General features: G+C 53.0%; 20 protein-coding genes. 8 read left to right on the forward strand and 12 right to left on the reverse strand.

Features of this window, described 5'->3' with window-relative positions; genetic code table 11:
• Positions 1-6: 6 nt before the first annotated feature.
• Positions 7-663: a pyroglutamyl-peptidase I gene (gene pcp, locus B9Z46_RS01215; RefSeq protein ID WP_108254248.1), complete on the reverse strand. Its 657-nt coding sequence runs from the start codon at positions 661-663 to the stop codon at positions 7-9.
• 81 nt (positions 664-744) lie between these two features.
• Between pcp and B9Z46_RS01220 the strand changes: the two genes are divergently transcribed.
• A complete protein-coding gene (locus B9Z46_RS01220; RefSeq protein ID WP_233245868.1) occupies positions 745-1677 on the forward strand; it encodes an NAD(P)-dependent oxidoreductase in 933 nt (310 codons plus the stop codon).
• Position 1678: 1 nt separating this feature from the next.
• Here B9Z46_RS01220 and B9Z46_RS01225 read toward each other — a convergent pair whose 3' ends face one another.
• Both B9Z46_RS01225 and B9Z46_RS01230 read right to left on the reverse strand, forming a co-directional pair.
• Positions 1679-2842, reverse strand: coding sequence for an aminotransferase class V-fold PLP-dependent enzyme (locus B9Z46_RS01225; RefSeq protein WP_108254249.1), 1164 nt, complete (start codon positions 2840-2842; stop codon positions 1679-1681).
• 79 nt (positions 2843-2921) lie between these two features.
• Entirely contained in the window at positions 2922-3170 is a 249-nt protein-coding gene (locus B9Z46_RS01230) for a DUF3297 family protein (RefSeq protein ID WP_108254250.1), read from the reverse strand.
• A gap of 342 nt (positions 3171-3512) precedes the next feature.
• Here B9Z46_RS01230 and B9Z46_RS01235 point away from each other — a divergent pair, with 342 nt between their 5' ends.
• On the forward strand, positions 3513-4229 hold the full coding sequence (locus tag B9Z46_RS01235; protein WP_233245869.1) for a dienelactone hydrolase family protein: 717 nt from the start codon (positions 3513-3515) through the stop codon (positions 4227-4229).
• Here the strand turns inward: B9Z46_RS01235 and B9Z46_RS01240 are convergent.
• The 8 genes from B9Z46_RS01240 to B9Z46_RS01275 form a co-directional block, all read right to left on the reverse strand.
• Positions 4215-5576 (reverse strand): FAD-dependent oxidoreductase, encoded by a 1362-nt coding sequence (locus B9Z46_RS01240; RefSeq protein WP_108254252.1) that lies wholly within the window; start codon positions 5574-5576, stop codon positions 4215-4217. The genes B9Z46_RS01235 and B9Z46_RS01240 overlap by 15 nt on opposite strands.
• A gap of 7 nt (positions 5577-5583) precedes the next feature.
• Complete coding sequence (locus B9Z46_RS01245) at positions 5584-6558, reverse strand: tripartite tricarboxylate transporter substrate binding protein (protein ID WP_233245870.1); 975 nt, start codon at positions 6556-6558, stop codon at positions 5584-5586.
• Positions 6555-6932 (reverse strand): chorismate mutase, encoded by a 378-nt coding sequence (locus tag B9Z46_RS01250; protein WP_108254253.1) that lies wholly within the window; start codon positions 6930-6932, stop codon positions 6555-6557. The genes B9Z46_RS01245 and B9Z46_RS01250 overlap by 4 nt, the downstream gene beginning before the upstream one ends.
• 17 nt (positions 6933-6949) lie before the next feature.
• On the reverse strand, positions 6950-7969 hold the full coding sequence (locus B9Z46_RS01255) for a tripartite tricarboxylate transporter substrate binding protein (protein WP_233245871.1): 1020 nt from the start codon (positions 7967-7969) through the stop codon (positions 6950-6952).
• A gap of 21 nt (positions 7970-7990) precedes the next feature.
• Positions 7991-9049 (reverse strand): Ldh family oxidoreductase, encoded by a 1059-nt coding sequence (locus B9Z46_RS01260; RefSeq protein ID WP_108254254.1) that lies wholly within the window; start codon positions 9047-9049, stop codon positions 7991-7993.
• A complete protein-coding gene (locus B9Z46_RS01265) occupies positions 9042-9734 on the reverse strand; it encodes an arylsulfatase (RefSeq protein ID WP_108254255.1) in 693 nt (230 codons plus the stop codon). The genes B9Z46_RS01260 and B9Z46_RS01265 overlap by 8 nt, the downstream gene beginning before the upstream one ends.
• Entirely contained in the window at positions 9734-10732 is a 999-nt protein-coding gene (locus tag B9Z46_RS01270) for a tripartite tricarboxylate transporter substrate binding protein (protein WP_108254256.1), read from the reverse strand. Before B9Z46_RS01270 ends, B9Z46_RS01265 begins: the two co-directional genes overlap by 1 nt.
• Positions 10733-10820: 88 nt before the next feature.
• Positions 10821-11309: a heme-binding protein gene (locus B9Z46_RS01275; protein ID WP_055360639.1), complete on the reverse strand. Its 489-nt coding sequence runs from the start codon at positions 11307-11309 to the stop codon at positions 10821-10823.
• Between the two features lie 170 nt (positions 11310-11479).
• Between B9Z46_RS01275 and B9Z46_RS01280 the strand changes: the two genes are divergently transcribed.
• The 5 genes from B9Z46_RS01280 to B9Z46_RS01300 all read left to right on the forward strand — a co-directional run bounded on the left by B9Z46_RS01280 (position 11480) and on the right by B9Z46_RS01300 (position 16793).
• A complete protein-coding gene (locus B9Z46_RS01280; protein WP_055360637.1) occupies positions 11480-12553 on the forward strand; it encodes an ABC transporter ATP-binding protein in 1074 nt (357 codons plus the stop codon).
• 65 nt (positions 12554-12618) lie between these two features.
• Positions 12619-13950, forward strand: a complete 1332-nt coding sequence (locus tag B9Z46_RS01285; protein WP_108254257.1) for an ABC transporter substrate-binding protein — start codon at positions 12619-12621, stop codon at positions 13948-13950.
• A gap of 35 nt (positions 13951-13985) precedes the next feature.
• Complete coding sequence (locus tag B9Z46_RS01290; RefSeq protein WP_055361943.1) at positions 13986-14888, forward strand: carbohydrate ABC transporter permease; 903 nt, start codon at positions 13986-13988, stop codon at positions 14886-14888.
• A gap of 26 nt (positions 14889-14914) precedes the next feature.
• Entirely contained in the window at positions 14915-15757 is an 843-nt protein-coding gene (locus B9Z46_RS01295) for a carbohydrate ABC transporter permease (protein ID WP_369907412.1), read from the forward strand.
• A 58-nt stretch (positions 15758-15815) separates the two neighbouring features.
• Entirely contained in the window at positions 15816-16793 is a 978-nt protein-coding gene (locus B9Z46_RS01300) for a tripartite tricarboxylate transporter substrate binding protein (RefSeq protein ID WP_108254259.1), read from the forward strand.
• Positions 16794-16836: 43 nt separating this feature from the next.
• On the opposite strand, the gene B9Z46_RS01305 is transcribed toward B9Z46_RS01300, so the two are convergent.
• Positions 16837-17628, reverse strand: coding sequence for an SDR family NAD(P)-dependent oxidoreductase (locus B9Z46_RS01305; protein WP_108254260.1), 792 nt, complete (start codon positions 17626-17628; stop codon positions 16837-16839).
• A 90-nt stretch (positions 17629-17718) separates the two neighbouring features.
• Here B9Z46_RS01305 and B9Z46_RS01310 point away from each other — a divergent pair, with 90 nt between their 5' ends.
• A complete protein-coding gene (locus B9Z46_RS01310; protein ID WP_108254261.1) occupies positions 17719-18147 on the forward strand; it encodes a universal stress protein in 429 nt (142 codons plus the stop codon).
• The last annotated feature ends 71 nt before the right edge of the window (positions 18148-18218 follow it).

An 18218-nucleotide genomic window follows, 5' to 3' on the forward strand; every position in this document is an offset into this window, starting at 1 on the left:
CGGGCATCAATGATTGGCACCCATGCCCCATTTGATGTCACGTTCATCGCTTTGCAGATGTTGCACCAAGACCTCGATGGCGCACAACAGGGCTTGTGCTAATGTCTCCGAACTCATGCTGGCCAAGGAAGGACCGCCTCTGGCTGCCACTTGCGATGGCAACAAGGGCACATGCACAAAGCCACTGAGCACTGGCGTGTTGCAAAGCAGGTGCTGCAAACCGTAAAACACCTGGTTGCATACAAACGTACCGGCCGTTTGAGAGATGGCGGCAGGATGGCCTTTCGCCTTGAGATGCATGGCCATTTTTTTAATGGGCAAGCTGGAGAAATAAGCAGCGGGTCCTTGCGCAATCACCGGCTCATCAATGGGTTGCGCACCTTCGTTGTCTGGAATTCTGGCGTCGCATACATTGATCGCCACGCGCTCAATGGAAAAATCACTGCGACCATCCGCTTGACCCAGCGCAATCACAGCCCGCGGTTGATGCAATTGAATGGCGGCGGCCAAAGCGTCTAAGGATTTCGCAAAGACACATGGCAATTGAGCGACCACCAAGCTTGCCCCCTGCACTTGTTGCCCCGCCAGCAATTGGGCAGCCTCCCACGAAGGGTTGACCGTTTCGCCGCCAAAGGGTTCAAACCCTGTGATCAAAATTTTCAATGGAGACTCCCTCTGGAAGCTGTGGTGAGCACGCTCAACAGCATGGTGGTATTTGAATTCATTTTAGGGAAGAATGTGTGCATGACAAACACCATGCCTCACGACTTCTTCTCACCTGTTACCCCTTCATCGGTCATCGGCTTTGTGGGCATTGGCAACATGGGATTTGCCATGATGGCCCGACTGCTGGACCAAGGCTGGCCGTGTGCCAGTTACGACATCGATCCCCTTCAAAACCGCAAGGCACAAGCAGCGGGCGCACAGCTTGTGAATGCGGCGTCAGACATTGGGGCGTTGTGTCGCATCAGCTTTGTGGTCGTGGTCAATGCAGACCAAGTCCGAGACGTACTTGAAGGCGATCATGGCCTGCTAACGACAGCTCAAGCGGGTGATGTGATTTACTTGTGCCCGACCTTAGGCCCGGTTGACGTTGGGCAGTTTGCACAACGCGCCCTTGGCAAAGGGGTTCATGTGATGGACTCGCCCATGTCGGGCGGACCCGTTCGCGCGCGCCAAGGTCAGATGAGTTTGATGATGGCCGGCCCCAGCCACATTCTGTCTCAACACCAGACATTGCTAGATGCCATCACGCCGCAGCGCTTTGTCATCAGCGAAACGCCCAGTGATGCGGCCAAAACCAAACTGGCCAACAACTTGCTGGCCGCCATTCATTTGGCTGGCGTCAGCGAAGTGCTGGCCATGGCACAAGCCTGGGGCTTGAATGCCCAAACCACCTTGGATGTGATGCAAGCCAGCAGTGGACAAAGTTGGATTGGCCAAGATCGCATGCAAAGGGCATTGAACAATGACTTTGCACCACGTGCGCACACCAGCTTGTTGGCCAAGGACACGCGATTGGCCTTACAAGCTTGCGATGAATTGAAAGTCAGTCCGCCAGCGCTTGGCCAACTGGCCACGCAGCAATTTGAGCAAGCTTGTGCCCAAGGCTTTCAAGAGATGGACGACGCCAGCCTGTTTTTGCAAGCTGGCGGCAAACCCTTGTCAGGGCTTTGAATTACGCCATCGCTGGTTCGGGCGCTTTCACTGCAACGTAGCCCATCTCGTCCAATGCGGCAGCCAAATGTTGCACGCTGCGAGCTGGGTTGTGCAGTTTTTCAAGGCCGAACAAACCGATGCGGAAAGTCATGAAGTCTTTGGGTTCGTCACATTGCAAAGGCACGCCTGCTGCTGTTTGAAGGCCCAAGGCTAAAAACTTTTTGCTGTTGTGAATGTCGGCATCTTGGGTGTAACTGACCACCACACCAGGTGCTTGAAACCCTGTAGCAGCCACACTTTTAAAACCACGCGATACCAACAGTGCACGAACTTGGTTGCCCAACACCAACTGTTCTTGTTTGACTTTGTCAAAACCGTAGGCTTGCGTTTCCTTCATGACTTCACGCAACTGCGCCAATGCATCGGTGGGCATGGTGGTGTGGTACATGTGCGTGCCGGCTTCATAGGCTTCCATGATGTTCAGCCACTTCTTCAAATCACAAGCAAAGCTAGAGCTTTGTGTGGCATCAATCGCTTTGCGCGCACGTTCACTGAGCATCACCATGGCACAGCAAGGTGAGCCGCTCCAGCCCTTTTGCGGCGCGCTGATCAAGATGTCAACGCCGGTGGCTTTCATGTCTACCCACATGGCACCGGACGCAATGCAATCCAACACAAACAAGCCACCTACCGCGTGCACGGCATTGGCGACGCGTGTGAGGTAATCGTCTGGCAGCATCATGCCGGCAGCGGTTTCCACGTGAGGTGCAAACACCACTGCAGGTTTTTCACGCGCAATTTGTACTTCTACTTCTTCAATGGGGCAAGGCGCCCATGCCGACTTGGTGTCTGAAGTCAGTTGCTTGGCTTTCAAAATGACAGATTCAGCAGGTATAGAACCCATGTCAAAAATCTGCGTCCAACGGTAACTGAACCAACCATTGCGAATGACCATGACTTTTTGGCCGTGTGCAAATTGGCGCGCCACAGCTTCCATGCCAAAGGTGCCACTGCCAGGCACCAAAACCACCGAATGAGCCTTGTAGACATCTTTCAAGATCGATGAAATGTCTTTCATCACGCCTTGAAAGCGTTGGGACATGTGGTTCAGTGCACGGTCTGTGTAAACCACAGAAAACTCGAGCAAACCATCGGGATCGATGTTGGGCAATAAAGCGGGCATGGCAATTCTCCTAGGGCCGGACAGTCTGTCACCCTTTGCGTTCTATTTCAAGGGTCTGGACCGAAATAAGCGAATAGATTCAGACGTAATAGGCTTCGACTTTGCCTTTGAGCTTCAAAAGCAAGGGATTACCCTTGCGATCAAGCGTCTTACCGGAAGGCACTTTGACCCAGCCTTCGCTGATGCAATATTCCTCCACATCGTGGCGTTCTTTGCCATTGAAGCGGATGCCAATGTCGTGCTCAAAAACAGCAGCCACATAAAAAGGACTGCGGGCATCAATGGACAAATGGTCAGGTAGTTCGGGGCGTGAGATTGTGTCACTCATGTTGTGGCGATCGATCAAAAACAGAATAGACTGGAATTCTCCAACATTTCGACAAATTTGGACATATCCAAATGTAGGATTCGTACACAGACGTTCAAAAGAAATGTTTCTTCACTCATTTTGGCAACATCGCAAGAGGCAACGATATTTGAGTGAGCCTAATTTTTAGCCCCTGCAATTCACCCCATTCCCATGCAAAAAAATAGACAAGACCATAAATTTAAAATGAAATTCAATCAATGCTTCAAAGCATTCGCGCTGTCAGTTCTCGTTTCATCAGCAATCGCACAAACCCCTCAAGGCGAAATCAAAGCAGGACCCCTTGCTCATACGCAAGAGTCGATGGCGTCATTGGTCAGCGAAGCGCAAGTTGCATTTCCAAGTCAATTAACAGCCAAAGACATTTATGTGGGACCACTTAAAAACGCTCCCCAAGTCGGCAATGCCAAGGTGCCAGTTGTTTTATTCATGCATGGCTCATCTGGCTTAGGCCTTAAAGCCATTGCAGATTGGCAACAATGGCTTGCCAGCTTTGGCGTGGCCAGCATTGCGCCCAACTCATTTGCGCTCAAAGATCGGCTGACCTACACATCGCCCATCGACAAAGACACATACGAAAAACTGCATGCTTTCAGAGCGTCTGAAATTGAGATCACGCTGAAAGCACTGCAACAAATGCCGTGGGTTGATGCCAACAAGATTGTCTTGGCGGGAACCAGTGAAGGCTCAGTTCCAGTGGCGCGTTACAAAGGCAAAGAATTTGCAGGTCGCATCATGTTTGCATGGTCTTGCGAAGACAACTATTTTGTCAAAGCACACCAAACCAATATTCCTGATGACCAACCCGTTTTGAACATCATCAGTTCAACCGATCCCTATTTCTCGCCTAGCAACGCATGGCTGGGCAATGCCCAAGGTGTAGGTCATTGTGGCGCCGTGTTAAAGAACAATAAAAAAGCCAGCATTGTTCTCATACCTGGCGGTCCGCACACGGTCTTGACTTTTCCACAAGCCAAAGGGCCTGTTCAAGGATTCTTAGCCGACTTATTCAAGCTCTAAAAAGCAACCATCAGTGACCAAGCGCTGTTGCAGCGCTTGCACCGAGATGTCTGAAAAACTTTCGCCGTGACTCAAATGGGCCGCTGCAGTTCCTGCAGCTTGCCCCATGACAAAGCAGCCCCCGCTGACACGGGCCGCCGATTGACCTTCATGGGTCATGGACGCGCATCGCCCTGCCACCAACAAATTGTGAATGCCTTGCGGTACCAACATGCGCCAGGGCAGTTGGTTGTAGAGCCGTTGGTGGGGACCCACAGGCTTCTCTGGAAAACGCCATTCAATTTTGCCCTGCGCATGCATTTCCATGGGCCACGCATTCACGCCAACGGTATCCACAAATGAGGCACAAGAAACGATGTCGTGACCTGTTAAGGCATACACGCCTTGAATGCGGCGACTTTCACGAATGCCCACTTGCGGGGCAATTTCTGTGATTTGCGCTTTTGCAAATCCAGGCACTTCGTTCTTAAGAAATCTGAAAAATTCCCCCACTTGCTGACGACCTTCCAACTCACCTTGACTGAGTTGACGCGCATCGGTAGCGTCCATGGCCATGCCGTTGGCTTGCGCAATTTGCGTCACATTGGCGCGCCATTCACTTGGGTTTTTTTGGGGCCGCAAAATAGCGCCCTCACGCGGAAATTGATACTGTCCTGGCTTTTCAGCTTGGACCTTTTTCATCAGCAAATTGATGGCCTGAAACTCACCCACAGCGGCCAAAGCTTGCTCTGAATCGACATGCGCAATGCGAAACATGGTGGTGGGATACAAGCCGCTGCCCAGGCCATCACCCACTTCAAAGGGTACACCTGCAAAAGCGGCCACATCGGCATCGCCCGAACAATCGATGAAGGATTTGGCCAACACGGTTTGCCGACCCGATTTGGTTTCAACAAACAAAGCTTGAATGCGGCCGTCTTCGACGTGAACTTGCGCGGCCCATGCATGAAACAAAATTTCTACGCCCACATCACGCAGCATTTGATCGGCCACACATTTGTAGGCCGACATGTCGTAGGACCTGACGCGAATGCGGCCTTGCATACCGTCTTGGGGATCGTTCAAACCGTCTACAGCAGAAAGCCGGTCAAAGATCTCGTCCACCACACCGTGAACCACTTGCTGCATTTGGCCTTGGCGAATGCCATACAGGCCTGCAAAATTAGTCACACCACCGGCAGTTCCCATGCCACCTAAAAAACCATAGCGCTCAATCAACAGCACCTTGGCGCCATGCTTGGCTGCGCTCCAACTGGCCGCAATGCCAGCAGGCCCACCGCCCACCACCACCACATCAAAGCTGCCATAAACAGGCAGTTGCCTGGCAGGCTCGGTCCAAAGCGCCATTGGCGTCTTAATCAATGGTGACGCCTGTGCGCTTGATCACGGGTGACATCACGCGCAGCTCTTGCAGCATGAAGCTTTTCAACTCTGACTCTGTGCCGCCAATGGGCTCCATGTACTGACCATAGAGTTTTTCTTTGACGTCGGGCATGGCCAAGATGGCATTGATTTCCTGGTTCACGCGTTGCACGATGTCTGATGGCGTCGTGCCCGGCGCCATGACGGCCATCCATGCCACGTTTTCAATGCCCGTAAAACCTGCTTCTTTCATGGTGGGCACATCGGGCAAGAATTGACTGCGTTTGGCCGTAGAGACCGCCAACGCACGCATTTTGCCGGCCTTCACTTGGGGCAACACCGCAACGGCAGGCACGCATGCAAACTGCACATCACCTTGCAACACGGCCATGATGGCCAAGGGCGAAGAAACATAAGGAATGTGCACAGCAAAGGTGTCGGTCTTGACCTTCAACAATTCCACCCCCAGCTGTGACAAACTGCCGATGCCTGTGGAGGAAAAGTTGAACTGCCCCGGTTTGCTGCGCATGGCATTGATCAAATCCGTCAGGGTGTTGATGCCCGTATCACTTCGCACAGCGCACACATTGGATTGGCCACCTGCCAAAATCACGGGGCGCAATTCTGTGAAGGGGTCGTAGCTGAGCTTCTTGTACAGCACGGTGTTGTAAACCAACGGGCCGTTGGTACTGATCACAAAGGTATAGCCATCACCTGCTGCTTTGGCCACCGCGCCAGTACCGGTGTTGCCACCCGCGCCAACACGGTTGTCGATGATGACGGGCTGACCCAAACGCGTTGCAAGTTTTTCAGAAATGATGCGCGCAATGACATCAGGCGAAGAGCCAGGGCCATAAGGCACAACCAATTTAATGGGGCGCGAAGGCCAGTTGGCTTGCGCCCATACCGCAGAGCACATGAGCCCAAAGGCCATGCCAATGAGCCAACTTCTAGACAAAAACTTCATGGTGTCACTTCTTCCGTTTGTGAGAACAAGGTTTGCTCAGCCGCAATGAATCCAGCGACCAAGCTTCGGTATGCAGATTCAACAATGTCCTCAAATCCCGGAAAGTTGTCTGCATGCTCAGAGGCTAAGTTTCTCACTTTTTTGAACACCTCGGCTTGCCTGGCAGGGGCAGCCACCTGAAATGCGTCTTTTTTAAACCGAGTGGCATCACGTACTCGCAAAGATCTGGCCGCCATCAAGGCCACAATCTGACGGTCTAAATCGTCAATTTGATCGCGTAGCGTCTGTAAATTGAGTGCCAATTCAACATACGCAGGATCCTTGAATCGTCTGACGGCGTGACCTGTGGCCAATGGCTCCTGTGAGTTTGTCATGATCGCTTGGAAACCTTTCAATCGGCCGTGATGTTGGCTTGCTTGATCAGGTTGCCGTATTTGGCAAACTGAACTTTCAAATCAGCGGCCAATTCGTCTGGGCTGGTGCCCTTGGGGCTCAAACCCAAGCCAAACAGTTGCTCCTTGATCGCTGGATCTGAAATGGCTTTCACAATTTCAGCATGCAATTTTTGCAGGATCGGTTTGGGTGTGCCTGCCGGCGCCATCATGGCGTACCAAGAATTGAACTCAAAACCACTCAAGCCCGACTCAGACACTGTGGGCACATCGGGAAATTGCGGCAATCGCTTGGGCGTGGTAACTGCAATCAAGCGCAACTTGCCGGCCTTGATCAAAGAACTGACCGTTGCAATACCTTGAAACGCAACTTGGACTTCATGACCCGCCACACCCACAGCCGCTTGCGTCGCGCCTTTGTATGGCACATGTGTCAGTTGAACGCCTGCTTGCGAAGCAAACAAAGCCATGGCAATGTGTTGCGGGCTGCCATTGCCACCCGATCCGTAGTTGAGTTGGCCTGGCGATTTTTTGGCCGCTGCAATCAAGTCTGCGGCAGTGCGAATGGCGGAGTCAGCGGGCACCACCACGCCCCACTCCACCGTGGCCACCAAGGAAATAGGTTCAAAATCTTTTTGAATGTCCCAAGGCATTTTGGCCTGCAAATTGGGCAGCATGGTCATGATGCTGTCGTTGAAGCCGCCCAAGGTGTAACCATCTGGTGCCGACTTGGCCACCCTGTCGGCACCAATCAAACCTGCCGCACCCGCTTGATTTTCAATGGCAATGCCCGTCCCCATGTTGGTCGCCACTTTTTGCATGACGATGCGCGCCGCATTGTCCACCGCACTGCCAGCAGCCAAAGGCACGATCAACTTGATGGGCTTTTGCGGATAGCTGCCTGTTTGCGCTTGAACTGAAGCGCTCAGCAAGAAAGCGATGCCCACCAAAGCGGTGCCCAGTTGGCGCGCAGAGGTCCGCAGTAAAGGGGCCGAAGTGAAAAATGAGGTTGCGGTCATGACAAGGCCTTTTGGAGTGGGCTATAAAAATTGAAGCGGTGCGATTTGACGTTCTGCTGCCAACTCGTTCAGTTGTTTCACCAAGCCGGGTGCCAACACAACGCCATGCGTTTCATGGTCTAGGCGTTTGTGATGGCTTTGCTCGCCTGGCAACCAGATTCGATCAACGCCTGGCATTCGCTCTGCAGTGCGCAGTTCTTGAATGAGTCGGTCGATGTTTTGTTTGAATTCATCAATGTCGCCAAAAGCCGCAGGGTCAATCACGGCAATGGCCTGACCCGTGTTGGTGGTGCTGACGAAATCTTTGTTGAAGTCAATCACCTGACTGCCCATGGCGGCACCATTCAAGGTGCCTGCCAAAATTCCCACCACCAACGACAAACCATAACCTTTGTAGCCGCCAATGGGCAACAAGAAACCTTCGTCGCTTTTGGTTGGATCCAGTAAGGGCTTGCCTTGGCGATCAATCATCCAACCTTCAGGCATCATTTCACCGCGCTGCGCTTTGGCTTTGACTTTGCCATAGGCCGCCACCGTGGTGGCCATGTCAAGCACAATGGGAACTTCCTTGCCGCTGGGGATGGCCGCAGCGATGGGGTTGGTCGACAATAACATTTCCAAGCCGCCCCAGGGTGGCAAGTGATTGGCATTTCCCACCGCAAAATACAAACCGATCATGTCGTGTTGCAAAGCCATGCGTGCGTACAGGGAAGCTGGGCCTGCATGGTTGCTAAGGCGACTGCCCACCCAAGCGATACCTGAGCTTTTGGCTTTTTGAATGGCCAATTCAGTAGCACGCTTCATGACCAAATGGCCCATGCCATTGTCACCATCGATCAAGGCCATGGCCGTTCGTTCTTGCACCACGCGAATGTTGGGCTTTAAATTCATGCCGCCCGCCAAGATGCGTTTGGCATAGGGCACCAAGCGAATCACACCGTGGCCGTCTGAGCCTTGCATGTCGGCTTCGGCCATCAAATGGCCCACCGTTTGCGCATCTTCTGGGGGCAAGCCCAATGACACCATGGCTTGCGTGATGAACGATTCAAGCTGCGAGGAACTGACTCTGAATTCAGACATTTTTCATCCGTTGTTGGAGTGCGATCACAGCACAGTCTGGACTGGTCAACACTGGGGCACTGACTTTGGTTTGCGCAAGGGTTTGCGCAGCGGCCATTGAAAATTGAGCCAGCATGAAGACATCACACTTGGGCATGTTTTCAATGCCCACGGCAATGCGTTGATCGTGCTCTTGCGCTTGGCCTTTGGCCAAAGCTTCCATGGCCAGCGGCACATGCACACCATGCAAATTCACAACACGGTTCAAGTGCGCGGTCATGGCCGTGAACTCTTCGCGCATGGAATCAATCGATGCTGCAAACGTGGCCACCAAGCCGATGTTCAAGGCATCTTCTGAATGGGGTTTGGCTTTTTGAGCAACTTGCAAAGCTTCCTCAAACATGGCCTCATTGGGCTTCAGCGTAGGAATGCCGGTGGCAGCGGCGGCGGCTTCAATGGCTTCACCAAACGCAGAGCAAGTGAACAATATGCCCTGGCAGCCAACACGCTTGGCGTATTGCGCCAGGTCGATGAAACGCTCAACCATGTCTGCCGTGAGGTGCCCAACTGCCGCAAGGTCCCGCGACAAACTGTCGTCCAAAATATTTTGCAGCTTGGCTTCAGGCCAAAGCTTTTGGAAAGAGGTGTTGACCGGTTGAATGGCCAAGGGTGTGGCATGAATGAGTGCGATGCGAGGCGCACTCATTATTCAATCCGCAAGCCTGTTTTTTCAATGACAGGCTTCCAGCGCATCATCTCTTCTTTGATGTACTCCGTGGCCGATTCGGGTGTGGAGTCGGTGGGCTCCATGGCCAACTGTTTCAATTGCTCTACCAAGCCTGGATCTTTCAGAACCTTGGCGGTGGCGGTGGCTAAAATGTCGATCACGGCTTTGGGTGTGCCAGCAGGCGCAGCAATGCCGTTCCACAACACCGCCTCAAAACCTTTGATGCCCAAGGCTTCGTTCACGGTGGGCACATCAGGTGCCAAGCTAGAACGTTTGTTGGCGGCAATGGCCAAAATTTTGGCTTGTCCGCCTTGATGCAAGGGCAAGGCTGAACCCAGAGCGTCCACCATGGTTTCGGTTTGTCCGCCCAGCAACGCAGGCTTGGCCTGCCCGCTGCCCTTGTAGGGAATGTGCTCAATTTTGGCGCCCGATTCCAATAAGAAACGCTCCATCGACAGGTGCAGGTAAGTGCCCTGCCCTGGCGAGCCGTATCTGAACTTGGTGGGATTGGCTTTGGCTTGATCAATCAAGGCCTTGAGTGTTTGAGGTGACTCTTTGTTCGACATGATCACCACGGCAGAACCACCGACCACAGCCACTGTGGTGAAGTCTTTCAAATAATCGTATTGGGGCTTCAAGGCCATCAAGTTGTAAAGCGCTAAGTTAGAAGCCGTTCCAAACAGCAAGGTGTGGCCGTCGGGTTGGCTGCGTTTCACTTCCAATGAACCAATGGCACCGCTGGCGCCGGCCTTGTTGTCCACAATGACGCTTTGGTTCAGCACCCGCGACAAACCAATCGCATATTGGCGAGCAAAGATGTCGGTCGGTCCGCCCGCAGGGAATGGCACGATCAACCGAATGGTTTTGGTCGGAAAGTTGGTTTGCGCCAAAGCGCTGAAGGGGGCTGCGGCTGCAAAGCCCAAGTATGCGACGGCGGCAAACAATGCGCGACGTTTGACGTGAAGAAAATGAACCACTTTGTCTCCCTTGAATCAGGCTTGTTGCAGGTCAGCACCTGTGCGCCAACCCTCTTGTGAGAGCATCATAAGTGCATCTCCTCTGCGCTTACAAGCCAGCGTTCCGCCATTCGGACTGGTATGACGTAGGCTCACACCCAAGCCCTACAAAATGAATGGCCTCGATGGCGCAGTACTCATCGCGATCAGATGCATCGCCACTGACACCCACCGCGCCAATCACGGCCGATTGGGCATTCAAGATGAGGACACCCCCTGGCACGGGAATAAAACGGCCGTCGGACGCGGCGGCCAATGCACCTTGAAACGCAGGCCGATTGGCCAAGCGGTCGCGGATTAAACGCGTGGACATGCCCATGCCCAAGGCCGCCCAAGCTTTACCGAATGCAATGTCATACCTGAGAATGCCGCAGCCATCCTCTCTTTGAAACGCCACCAGCTGCCCGCCGGCATCCAACACCGCCACCGACAAGGGCAACAAGTTTTCGCGCTGCCGAATGGCCAAGCATTCGTTGACGATGGCATTGGCCAGACTCAGGCTCAGGCTTGTAAGGAGGGGTTTCAGTTGCTCGCTCATGGGGTAAGTACCTGTCTGTTTTGTGATTTGGTTTCAGCGGCCATTTGGTCAGACCAATTAGGGTTAGCTTGGATAAGAAATTACCACCAAGAGTGTGATACTGCAAATCAGTTTGAGTGAATCGAATTTGCTCAGTCGTTTGCCTGCATGCTTTATCTAGGGATTTTCTAATGGCCAGTGTATCGATCCGATCCGTCAAAAAGAATTTTGGCGAAGTTCCCATCCTTCACGGCGTCGACATTGAAATCAAGGACGGCTCGTTCACTGTGCTGGTGGGCCCCTCCGGTTGCGGCAAGTCCACATTGCTTCGCATGATAGCGGGCTTGGAAGAAGTCAGTGGCGGCGAAATCCTCATTGGCAACAACCGCGTTAACGACCTGCCCCCCAAAGCGCGTGACATCGCCATGGTGTTCCAAAACTATGCGCTTTACCCGCACATGACCGTTGGCGAGAACATGGCCTTCTCGCTCACTTTGGCCAAACGCCCCCAAGCCGAAATCGACCAAAAGGTTGCAAGGGCTGCCGACATTCTGGCCCTTGGCGCTTTGCTCGATCGCTACCCCCGTCAACTCTCAGGTGGTCAACGCCAACGCGTGGCCATGGGCCGCGCCATTGTTCGCGACCCCCAAGTGTTTTTGTTTGACGAGCCCTTGTCCAATCTGGATGCCAAACTGCGCGTTGCCATGCGCAGCGAAATCAAAGAATTGCACCAGCGCTTGCAAACCACGTCCATCTACGTCACACACGATCAAATTGAAGCCATGACCATGGGCGATCAAATTGTGGTGATGCGCGACGGCCGCATTGAACAAACTGGCTCACCCCTCGAGCTTTACGACTTCCCTGCCAACCAATTTGTTGCGGGCTTCATCGGCTCACCTGCCATGAACTTCTTGCCTGGCAAATTGCTGGTCAATGGCGGCCAATGCCAAGTTGAACTGCATGACGGCCTCAAACTCAATTTGCCTCACCCTGTGAAGGGTCAGAACGGCCAGCCCGTTGTTTTTGGTACGCGCCCCGAACACCTGACCTTGGTCGACAGTGGCGGCATTACAGCGCACGTGGCCGTGATGGAGCCCACCGGCATGGACACCTTTGTGGCCTGCCGCCACGAGGGCGTGGAGTTTTCAGCGGTGTTCCGCGAGCGCCACGAATTCCAATTGGGCAGCACCATCAATTTACAGCCCGACATGGACCGCGCCCACGTATTTGATGCCTCAACCGGCATGCGTTTGGTTGCTTAAACAAACCATCAGCATTTAATTTCGTTTCTTTCTCGTCGCTAACCCACTCAAACAGGAGACATTTCATGACAAAACTGAATCGACGCGACTTTCTGGAAAGCTCAGCCGGCGTAGCGGCAGCTTCCACCACACTGGGCATGGGCGCTATGGCGGTCAGCCCAGCGGTCCAAGCGCAAAACCTCAGCTTCAAGCCAGAAAAAGGTGCCAAGCTGCGCGTCTTGCGTTGGAGCCGTTTTGTGCAAGGCGACATTGACGCCTACATGGCCAATGTGAAGAAGTTCACAGAACTCACAGGCGTTGAAGTTCGTGTTGACAACGAAGGTTGGGAAGACGTTCGCCCCAAGGCTGCTGTGGCTGCCAACACCGGCGCAGGTCCCGACATCATTTTGTCCACCAACGACGACGCCAACCTGTACCCAGAAAAATTGCTGGACGTTACAGACTTGTGTGAATACTTGGGTAAGAAATACGGCGGCTTCTTCCCAGCTTGCCACGCTTACCTGAAGCCCGATGGCAAAAAATGGATTGGTGTGCCCCTGGGTGCTGCAGGCGCCATGTTGGTTTATCGCCAAAGCCAAGTCAAAGCAGCTGGCTTTGACACCTTCCCCAAAAACACAGACGATTTCTTGAAGCTGCTCAAAGCACTGAAAGAAAAAGGCACACCTGCTGGTTTCGCACTGGGCAATGCCACAGGTGACGGCCTCTGGTGCAACTGGCTCTTGTGGGCCTTCGGCGGCAAATTGGTCGATGCCAATAACAAAGTGGTCATTGACAGCCCCGAAACCATCAAGGCTTTGGAATACGCCAAAGAAATGTACGCAACGTTCATTCCAGGCACGCTGTCATGGCTTGACCCCAACAACAACAAAGCGTTCTTGGACGGCCAAATCAGCTTGACCAACAACGGCATCTCTATTTACTACGCCACCAAAACATCGCCCGATGAAAAAGTGCGCGCATTGAATGCAGACGTGCAGCACGCACCCTACCCTGTTGGCCCTGTGGGCACACCCACAGAATCGCACTTGTTCTTCAATCAGATGATCATGAAGTACACCAAGTACCCCAATGCAGCCAAAGAGTTCTTGCGCTTCATGATGGAAAAAGAGCAGTTCGATCCATGGCAAACAGCGGCTGGCGGCTACATTGCGCCACCTCTGGACGCCTACACCAAAGGTGCCATCTGGACGTCCGATCCCAAGCACACCGCCTACCGCGACCCTGTCAAAAACATGCGTCCCGCAGGTTATGCAGGCAAGTTAGGCTACGCCTCTGCCGGTGCAGGCGCCGACTTCATTGTGGTCAACATGGTGGCTGAAGCTGCTAGCGGTGCCAAAACACCGAAAGAAGCTGCAGAACGTGCACAGAAACGTGCCGAGCGTTACTACAAAGTTTGATCATCTCTCTTAACTGAAAAGTACCCATGACACCCTTGCTCGAGAGAATTCAGAACAGCCGCAATGTGCTCGGCTTCATCTTCATGTTGCCGGCAACGCTTTTGTTGCTGCTGTTTCTGACCTACCCTCTCGGCTTGGGTGTTTGGCTTGGTTTTACCGATACCAAAATTGGCCGTGGCGGCGAATGGATTGGCTTAGAAAATTACATTTTCTTGTTGGGTGACAGCGTCACACAATTGGCCCTTTTCAACACCATGTTCTACACCACAGTGGCCAGTGTCCTGAAGTTCTTCTTGGGTCTGTGGCTGGCTTTGTTGCTGAACAAAAACATTCGTTTTAAGTCTTTTTTCCGTGCAGTGATTTTGCTGCCTTACATCGTGCCCACAGCACTTTCCGCTATTGCGTTTTGGTGGATTTTTGATTCCCAGTTTTCCATCATCAGCTGGGTGCTGATGAAAATGGGCTGGATTGATTCCTACATTGATTTCTTGGGTACACCCTGGAATGCCCGTTTGGCCACTCTCACGGCCAACGTATGGCGTGGCGTACCCTTTGTGGCCATTACTTTGTTGGCGGGTTTGCAAACCATCTCGCCCTCCTATTACGAAGCGTCGGCCATTGACGGTGCCACACCTTGGCAGCAGTTTTGGCATGTCACTCTGCCTTTGCTAACCCCCATCATTGCAGTCACCATGACCTTCTCGGTGCTGTTCACCTTCACCGACTTCCAACTCATCTACGTGATCACACGGGGTGGACCGCTCAATGCCACACACCTGATGGCCACCCTGTCATTCCAGCGCGCTATTCCGGGCGGCGCATTGGGTGAAGGTGCAGCCATTGCCATCGCCATGGTGCCCTTCCTGTTGGCAGCCATTCTCTTCAGTTACTTCGGACTTCAACGCCGTGCATGGCAACAAGGCGGCAGCGACAAATGAGCAAAGACAATCAAGACAACGGCGGCATGTCCTATTTGGACACCACCTCCACCAAACTTCTCAAGACCTATTTGCCACTGGGCTTGTTCTTGTTCGTGTTGCTCTTTCCGTTTTATTGGATGGGCATTACCACCTTCAAACCCGACAATGAGCTGCTATCGCGCGATGGCAATCCGTTTTGGATCATCTCGCCCACCATGGCGCACATTGAAAAGTTGTTGTTCAGAACCGAGTACCCCCAGTGGATGTGGAACACGGTGGTGGTGTCTGTCACCTCTACTTTCTTCTCTTTGTTTGCCTCCGTGTTGGCGGCCTACGCCATTGAGCGTTTGCGCTTCAAAGGTGCCAAGCAAACCGGTTTGGCCATTTTCTTAGCCTATTTGGTACCGCCTTCCATCTTGTTCATTCCTTTGGCTTCGGTCATTTTCCAGTTGGGTTTGTTTGACACGCGCTTGGCGCTTATCCTCACCTATCCCACGTTCCTCATTCCCTTTTGCACATGGCTGCTGATGGGTTACTTCCGCTCCATTCCTTTTGAGTTGGAAGAATGCGCCATGATTGACGGCGCCAACCGCTGGGAAATTTTGGTCAAAATCATTTTGCCTTTGTCTGTACCCGGACTCATTTCTGCAGGCATCTTTGCCTTCACCTTGTCGTGGAACGAGTTCATCTACGCTCTCACCTTCATCTCCTCCAGTGAAGTGAAAACGGTGCCAGTGGGTGTGGTCACAGAACTTGTTGAGGGCGATGTGTACCACTGGGGTGCCCTCATGGCAGGCGCCCTGTTTGGCTCCTTGCCCGTGGCCTTCATTTATTCCTTCTTTGTTGAGTACTACGTGTCGGGCATGACCGGCTCTGTCAAAGAATAAGCATCCAGGCCCACTGCTGCAATCCTGCAGTGGGCGTTCCTATTGGTTTGGAGGCGTGATGACAACTTTGAAATGGTTTCCTAGGCTGATCTGCGCAAGCATGATGGCCATCAGTTTGAGTGCAACGGCCCAAAACTGGCCCACCAAACCCATCAAACTCATCACCTCTGCCGCACCAGGTGGCGTGGTCGACATTTACGCCAGACGTCATCAGCCTCACTTACAAAATGAGTTGGGTCAGGCCGTCATGGTTGAAAACAAACCGGGAGCTTCAGGGGCCATTGCCGGTGATGCTGCAGCCAAAGCAGATCCAGACGGCCACACCCTCTTCATGGGTAGCCAAAATGAATTGGGGCTCATTGGTCAGTTGGGCGTCCCCGTTCGATATGATCCCGTGAAGGATTTTTCCACAGTGGGCCTCACCATTGCCGGCTACCCCATCCTCATGGTCAACGCGCAATTGGGTGTTAAAAACGTGGCCGAGTTGGTGGCTTACATCAAAGCCAAAAACACCACCCTCGATTGCGGCGGCAGTGGCACGGCCACCATTGGTCACTTTGTGTGTGCCGCTTTTGCAGTTCGCACTGGCTCCAAAATTCAATATGTGCCCTACAAAGCCAACGTGCCAGCAATGACCGATGCCGCGTCCGGACAAGTGCAATTGGTCTCCGCGTTTTACAGCGAAGTGGCACCCTTCATCGCCTCTGGCAAATTAATTCCCTTGGGTGTGTTTGGCGCCAATCGTTTGCCGTTGCTGCCCAATGTCCCCACCATGGAAGAACAGGGCTTGAAAGATTTGGAACTTCAAAGCTACACGGTTTATGTGGTGCCCACAGGCACACCGGTTGCCGTACAGCGCAGACTCAACGCTGCCATTGTGAAAGCCGCCAATCACCCTGATGTGATGGACAAAGTGAAAGCCGCTGGCGGTGTTTACTTCGACATGAACTTAGAAGAAACGCAAGCTTGGCAAAAACGCATTCAGTCTCGCTGGAACAACATCGTTCAAGAGACTGGCATCAAACTCGACAAGTAATGCTGCGCACCTGCGCAGCATGTCACCGGTCGTTCACCGCGTTTCACTGACCCGCATTTTTGGCGGGCACCGTCACGGCCTTGCCCAAATGCAAACCCGAGTCTAGAAGGATGGTTTCGCCCGTCACCGTGCGGGCACCGTCCACCAACCAAATGATGGACTCGGCCACGTCTTCTGCGGTGCAAGCACGTGCCAAGGGCGTTGTTTGCTCGTATTGCGCCTTCAGCTTCTCAAAGTTTTCCTGACCCACACCGTCCACAAACCAACGCGTGGTGATCATGCCGGGACACACCGCATTCACCCGCACCTCTGGTGCCAGTGTGCGCGCCAAATGCAGCGTCATTGAATTCATGGCACCCTTTGAAGCGATGTACGGAATGCTCGAGCCAATGCCCAAGGCACCAGCGACAGAAGACACATTGACGATGCAACCTTGCGCAGCCTTCAAATGCGGCACACAGGCACGTACCATTTGAAAAGTGCCCAACACATTCACTTCAAAAATGCGCTGGAAAATCTCTGCATCCAAAGCATCCCAATTGGAACCAGCAAACGCGGTGATGCCCGCGTTGTTGACCAAGGCATCCAAGCGTTGCCATTTGGCCAGTGTGGCTGCCACCATTGCTTTGCAGGCCGCATCGTCCGACACATCACCTTGCACCAACAAAGTCTCTGCGCCTGCCGCCTGGCAGGCCGCCTCAGAGGCTTTGGCCTCTGTTTCACTTTTGGAATAGTTAATGACCACGTTGTAACCACGTTGCGCCAAGCCCAATGCGGTTGCGGCACCCACACCGGTTGCCGAACCTGTGACCAATGCCACTTTTTTGTTTGTCATCTTGTTTTCCTTGTCCGCCAAAATCTTGATCTACATCAAGCCTGAATGTAATCAGTTCCCTATCATTTCACAACACTTTGAAAGTTCACTATGAAATTATTGGTCGCAACCGACGGTTCAAAAGCTTCAGAAGGCGCCGTGAAATATGCAGCCCGACTCTTCAAGAGTTTCAGCGCAAACAGTCACATCACAGTGATCACTGTGCAAGATGACAGCAGCTTGAGGCTTTTTAAAAAACATACCCCCAAGGGCGCTGTCGAAGATTACCTTCGCGAAGGTGCTGACAAAAATTTGGCTTGGGCGGTCAAATACCTGAACAAAATCAAATTGCCGCATGACATGGCCATTCGCTACGGTCATCCCAGCGAGCAAATCATCAAAGAGGCCAAGGCAGGCAAGTTTGACATGATCATCATGGGCACCAAAGGTCGTTCCTCTTGGGCCGACACTGCCATTGGCTCAGTGGCCCAGCGCGTGGTGGGCACCTCAAAGACCCCCGTCTTGTTGGTCAAAGACTGAAACAAACTAAGGCCTGCTGGCAGGCCCCATTGCCTGCTCATTTTTTGAATTATCCTTAGCGATTGTTTAAG

It is taken from the genome of Limnohabitans sp. Hippo4 (assembly GCF_003063605.1).
Classification (GTDB): Bacteria; Pseudomonadota; Gammaproteobacteria; order Burkholderiales; family Burkholderiaceae_C; genus Limnohabitans_A.

What these genes read in the sequence shown, in the direction of transcription:
- B9Z46_RS01220 (WP_233245868.1), top strand. Translation starts at nt 745, where the DNA reads ATGACAAACACCATGCCTCACGACTTCTTCTCACCTGTTACCCCTTCA.
- B9Z46_RS01225 (WP_108254249.1), bottom strand. Translation starts at nt 2,842, where the DNA reads ATGCCCGCTTTATTGCCCAACATCGATCCCGATGGTTTGCTCGAGTTT.
- B9Z46_RS01230 (WP_108254250.1), bottom strand. Translation starts at nt 3,170, where the DNA reads ATGAGTGACACAATCTCACGCCCCGAACTACCTGACCATTTGTCCATT.
- B9Z46_RS01235 (WP_233245869.1), top strand. Translation starts at nt 3,513, where the DNA reads ATGGCGTCATTGGTCAGCGAAGCGCAAGTTGCATTTCCAAGTCAATTA.
- B9Z46_RS01240 (WP_108254252.1), bottom strand. Translation starts at nt 5,576, where the DNA reads ATGGCGCTTTGGACCGAGCCTGCCAGGCAACTGCCTGTTTATGGCAGC.
- B9Z46_RS01245 (WP_233245870.1), bottom strand. Translation starts at nt 6,558, where the DNA reads ATGAAGTTTTTGTCTAGAAGTTGGCTCATTGGCATGGCCTTTGGGCTC.
- B9Z46_RS01250 (WP_108254253.1), bottom strand. Translation starts at nt 6,932, where the DNA reads ATGACAAACTCACAGGAGCCATTGGCCACAGGTCACGCCGTCAGACGA.
- B9Z46_RS01255 (WP_233245871.1), bottom strand. Translation starts at nt 7,969, where the DNA reads ATGACCGCAACCTCATTTTTCACTTCGGCCCCTTTACTGCGGACCTCT.
- B9Z46_RS01260 (WP_108254254.1), bottom strand. Translation starts at nt 9,049, where the DNA reads ATGTCTGAATTCAGAGTCAGTTCCTCGCAGCTTGAATCGTTCATCACG.
- B9Z46_RS01265 (WP_108254255.1), bottom strand. Translation starts at nt 9,734, where the DNA reads ATGAGTGCGCCTCGCATCGCACTCATTCATGCCACACCCTTGGCCATT.
- B9Z46_RS01275 (WP_055360639.1), bottom strand. Translation starts at nt 11,309, where the DNA reads ATGAGCGAGCAACTGAAACCCCTCCTTACAAGCCTGAGCCTGAGTCTG.
- B9Z46_RS01280 (WP_055360637.1), top strand. Translation starts at nt 11,480, where the DNA reads ATGGCCAGTGTATCGATCCGATCCGTCAAAAAGAATTTTGGCGAAGTT.
- B9Z46_RS01285 (WP_108254257.1), top strand. Translation starts at nt 12,619, where the DNA reads ATGACAAAACTGAATCGACGCGACTTTCTGGAAAGCTCAGCCGGCGTA.
- B9Z46_RS01295 (WP_369907412.1), top strand. Translation starts at nt 14,915, where the DNA reads ATGTCCTATTTGGACACCACCTCCACCAAACTTCTCAAGACCTATTTG.
- B9Z46_RS01300 (WP_108254259.1), top strand. Translation starts at nt 15,816, where the DNA reads ATGACAACTTTGAAATGGTTTCCTAGGCTGATCTGCGCAAGCATGATG.
- B9Z46_RS01305 (WP_108254260.1), bottom strand. Translation starts at nt 17,628, where the DNA reads ATGACAAACAAAAAAGTGGCATTGGTCACAGGTTCGGCAACCGGTGTG.
- B9Z46_RS01310 (WP_108254261.1), top strand. Translation starts at nt 17,719, where the DNA reads ATGAAATTATTGGTCGCAACCGACGGTTCAAAAGCTTCAGAAGGCGCC.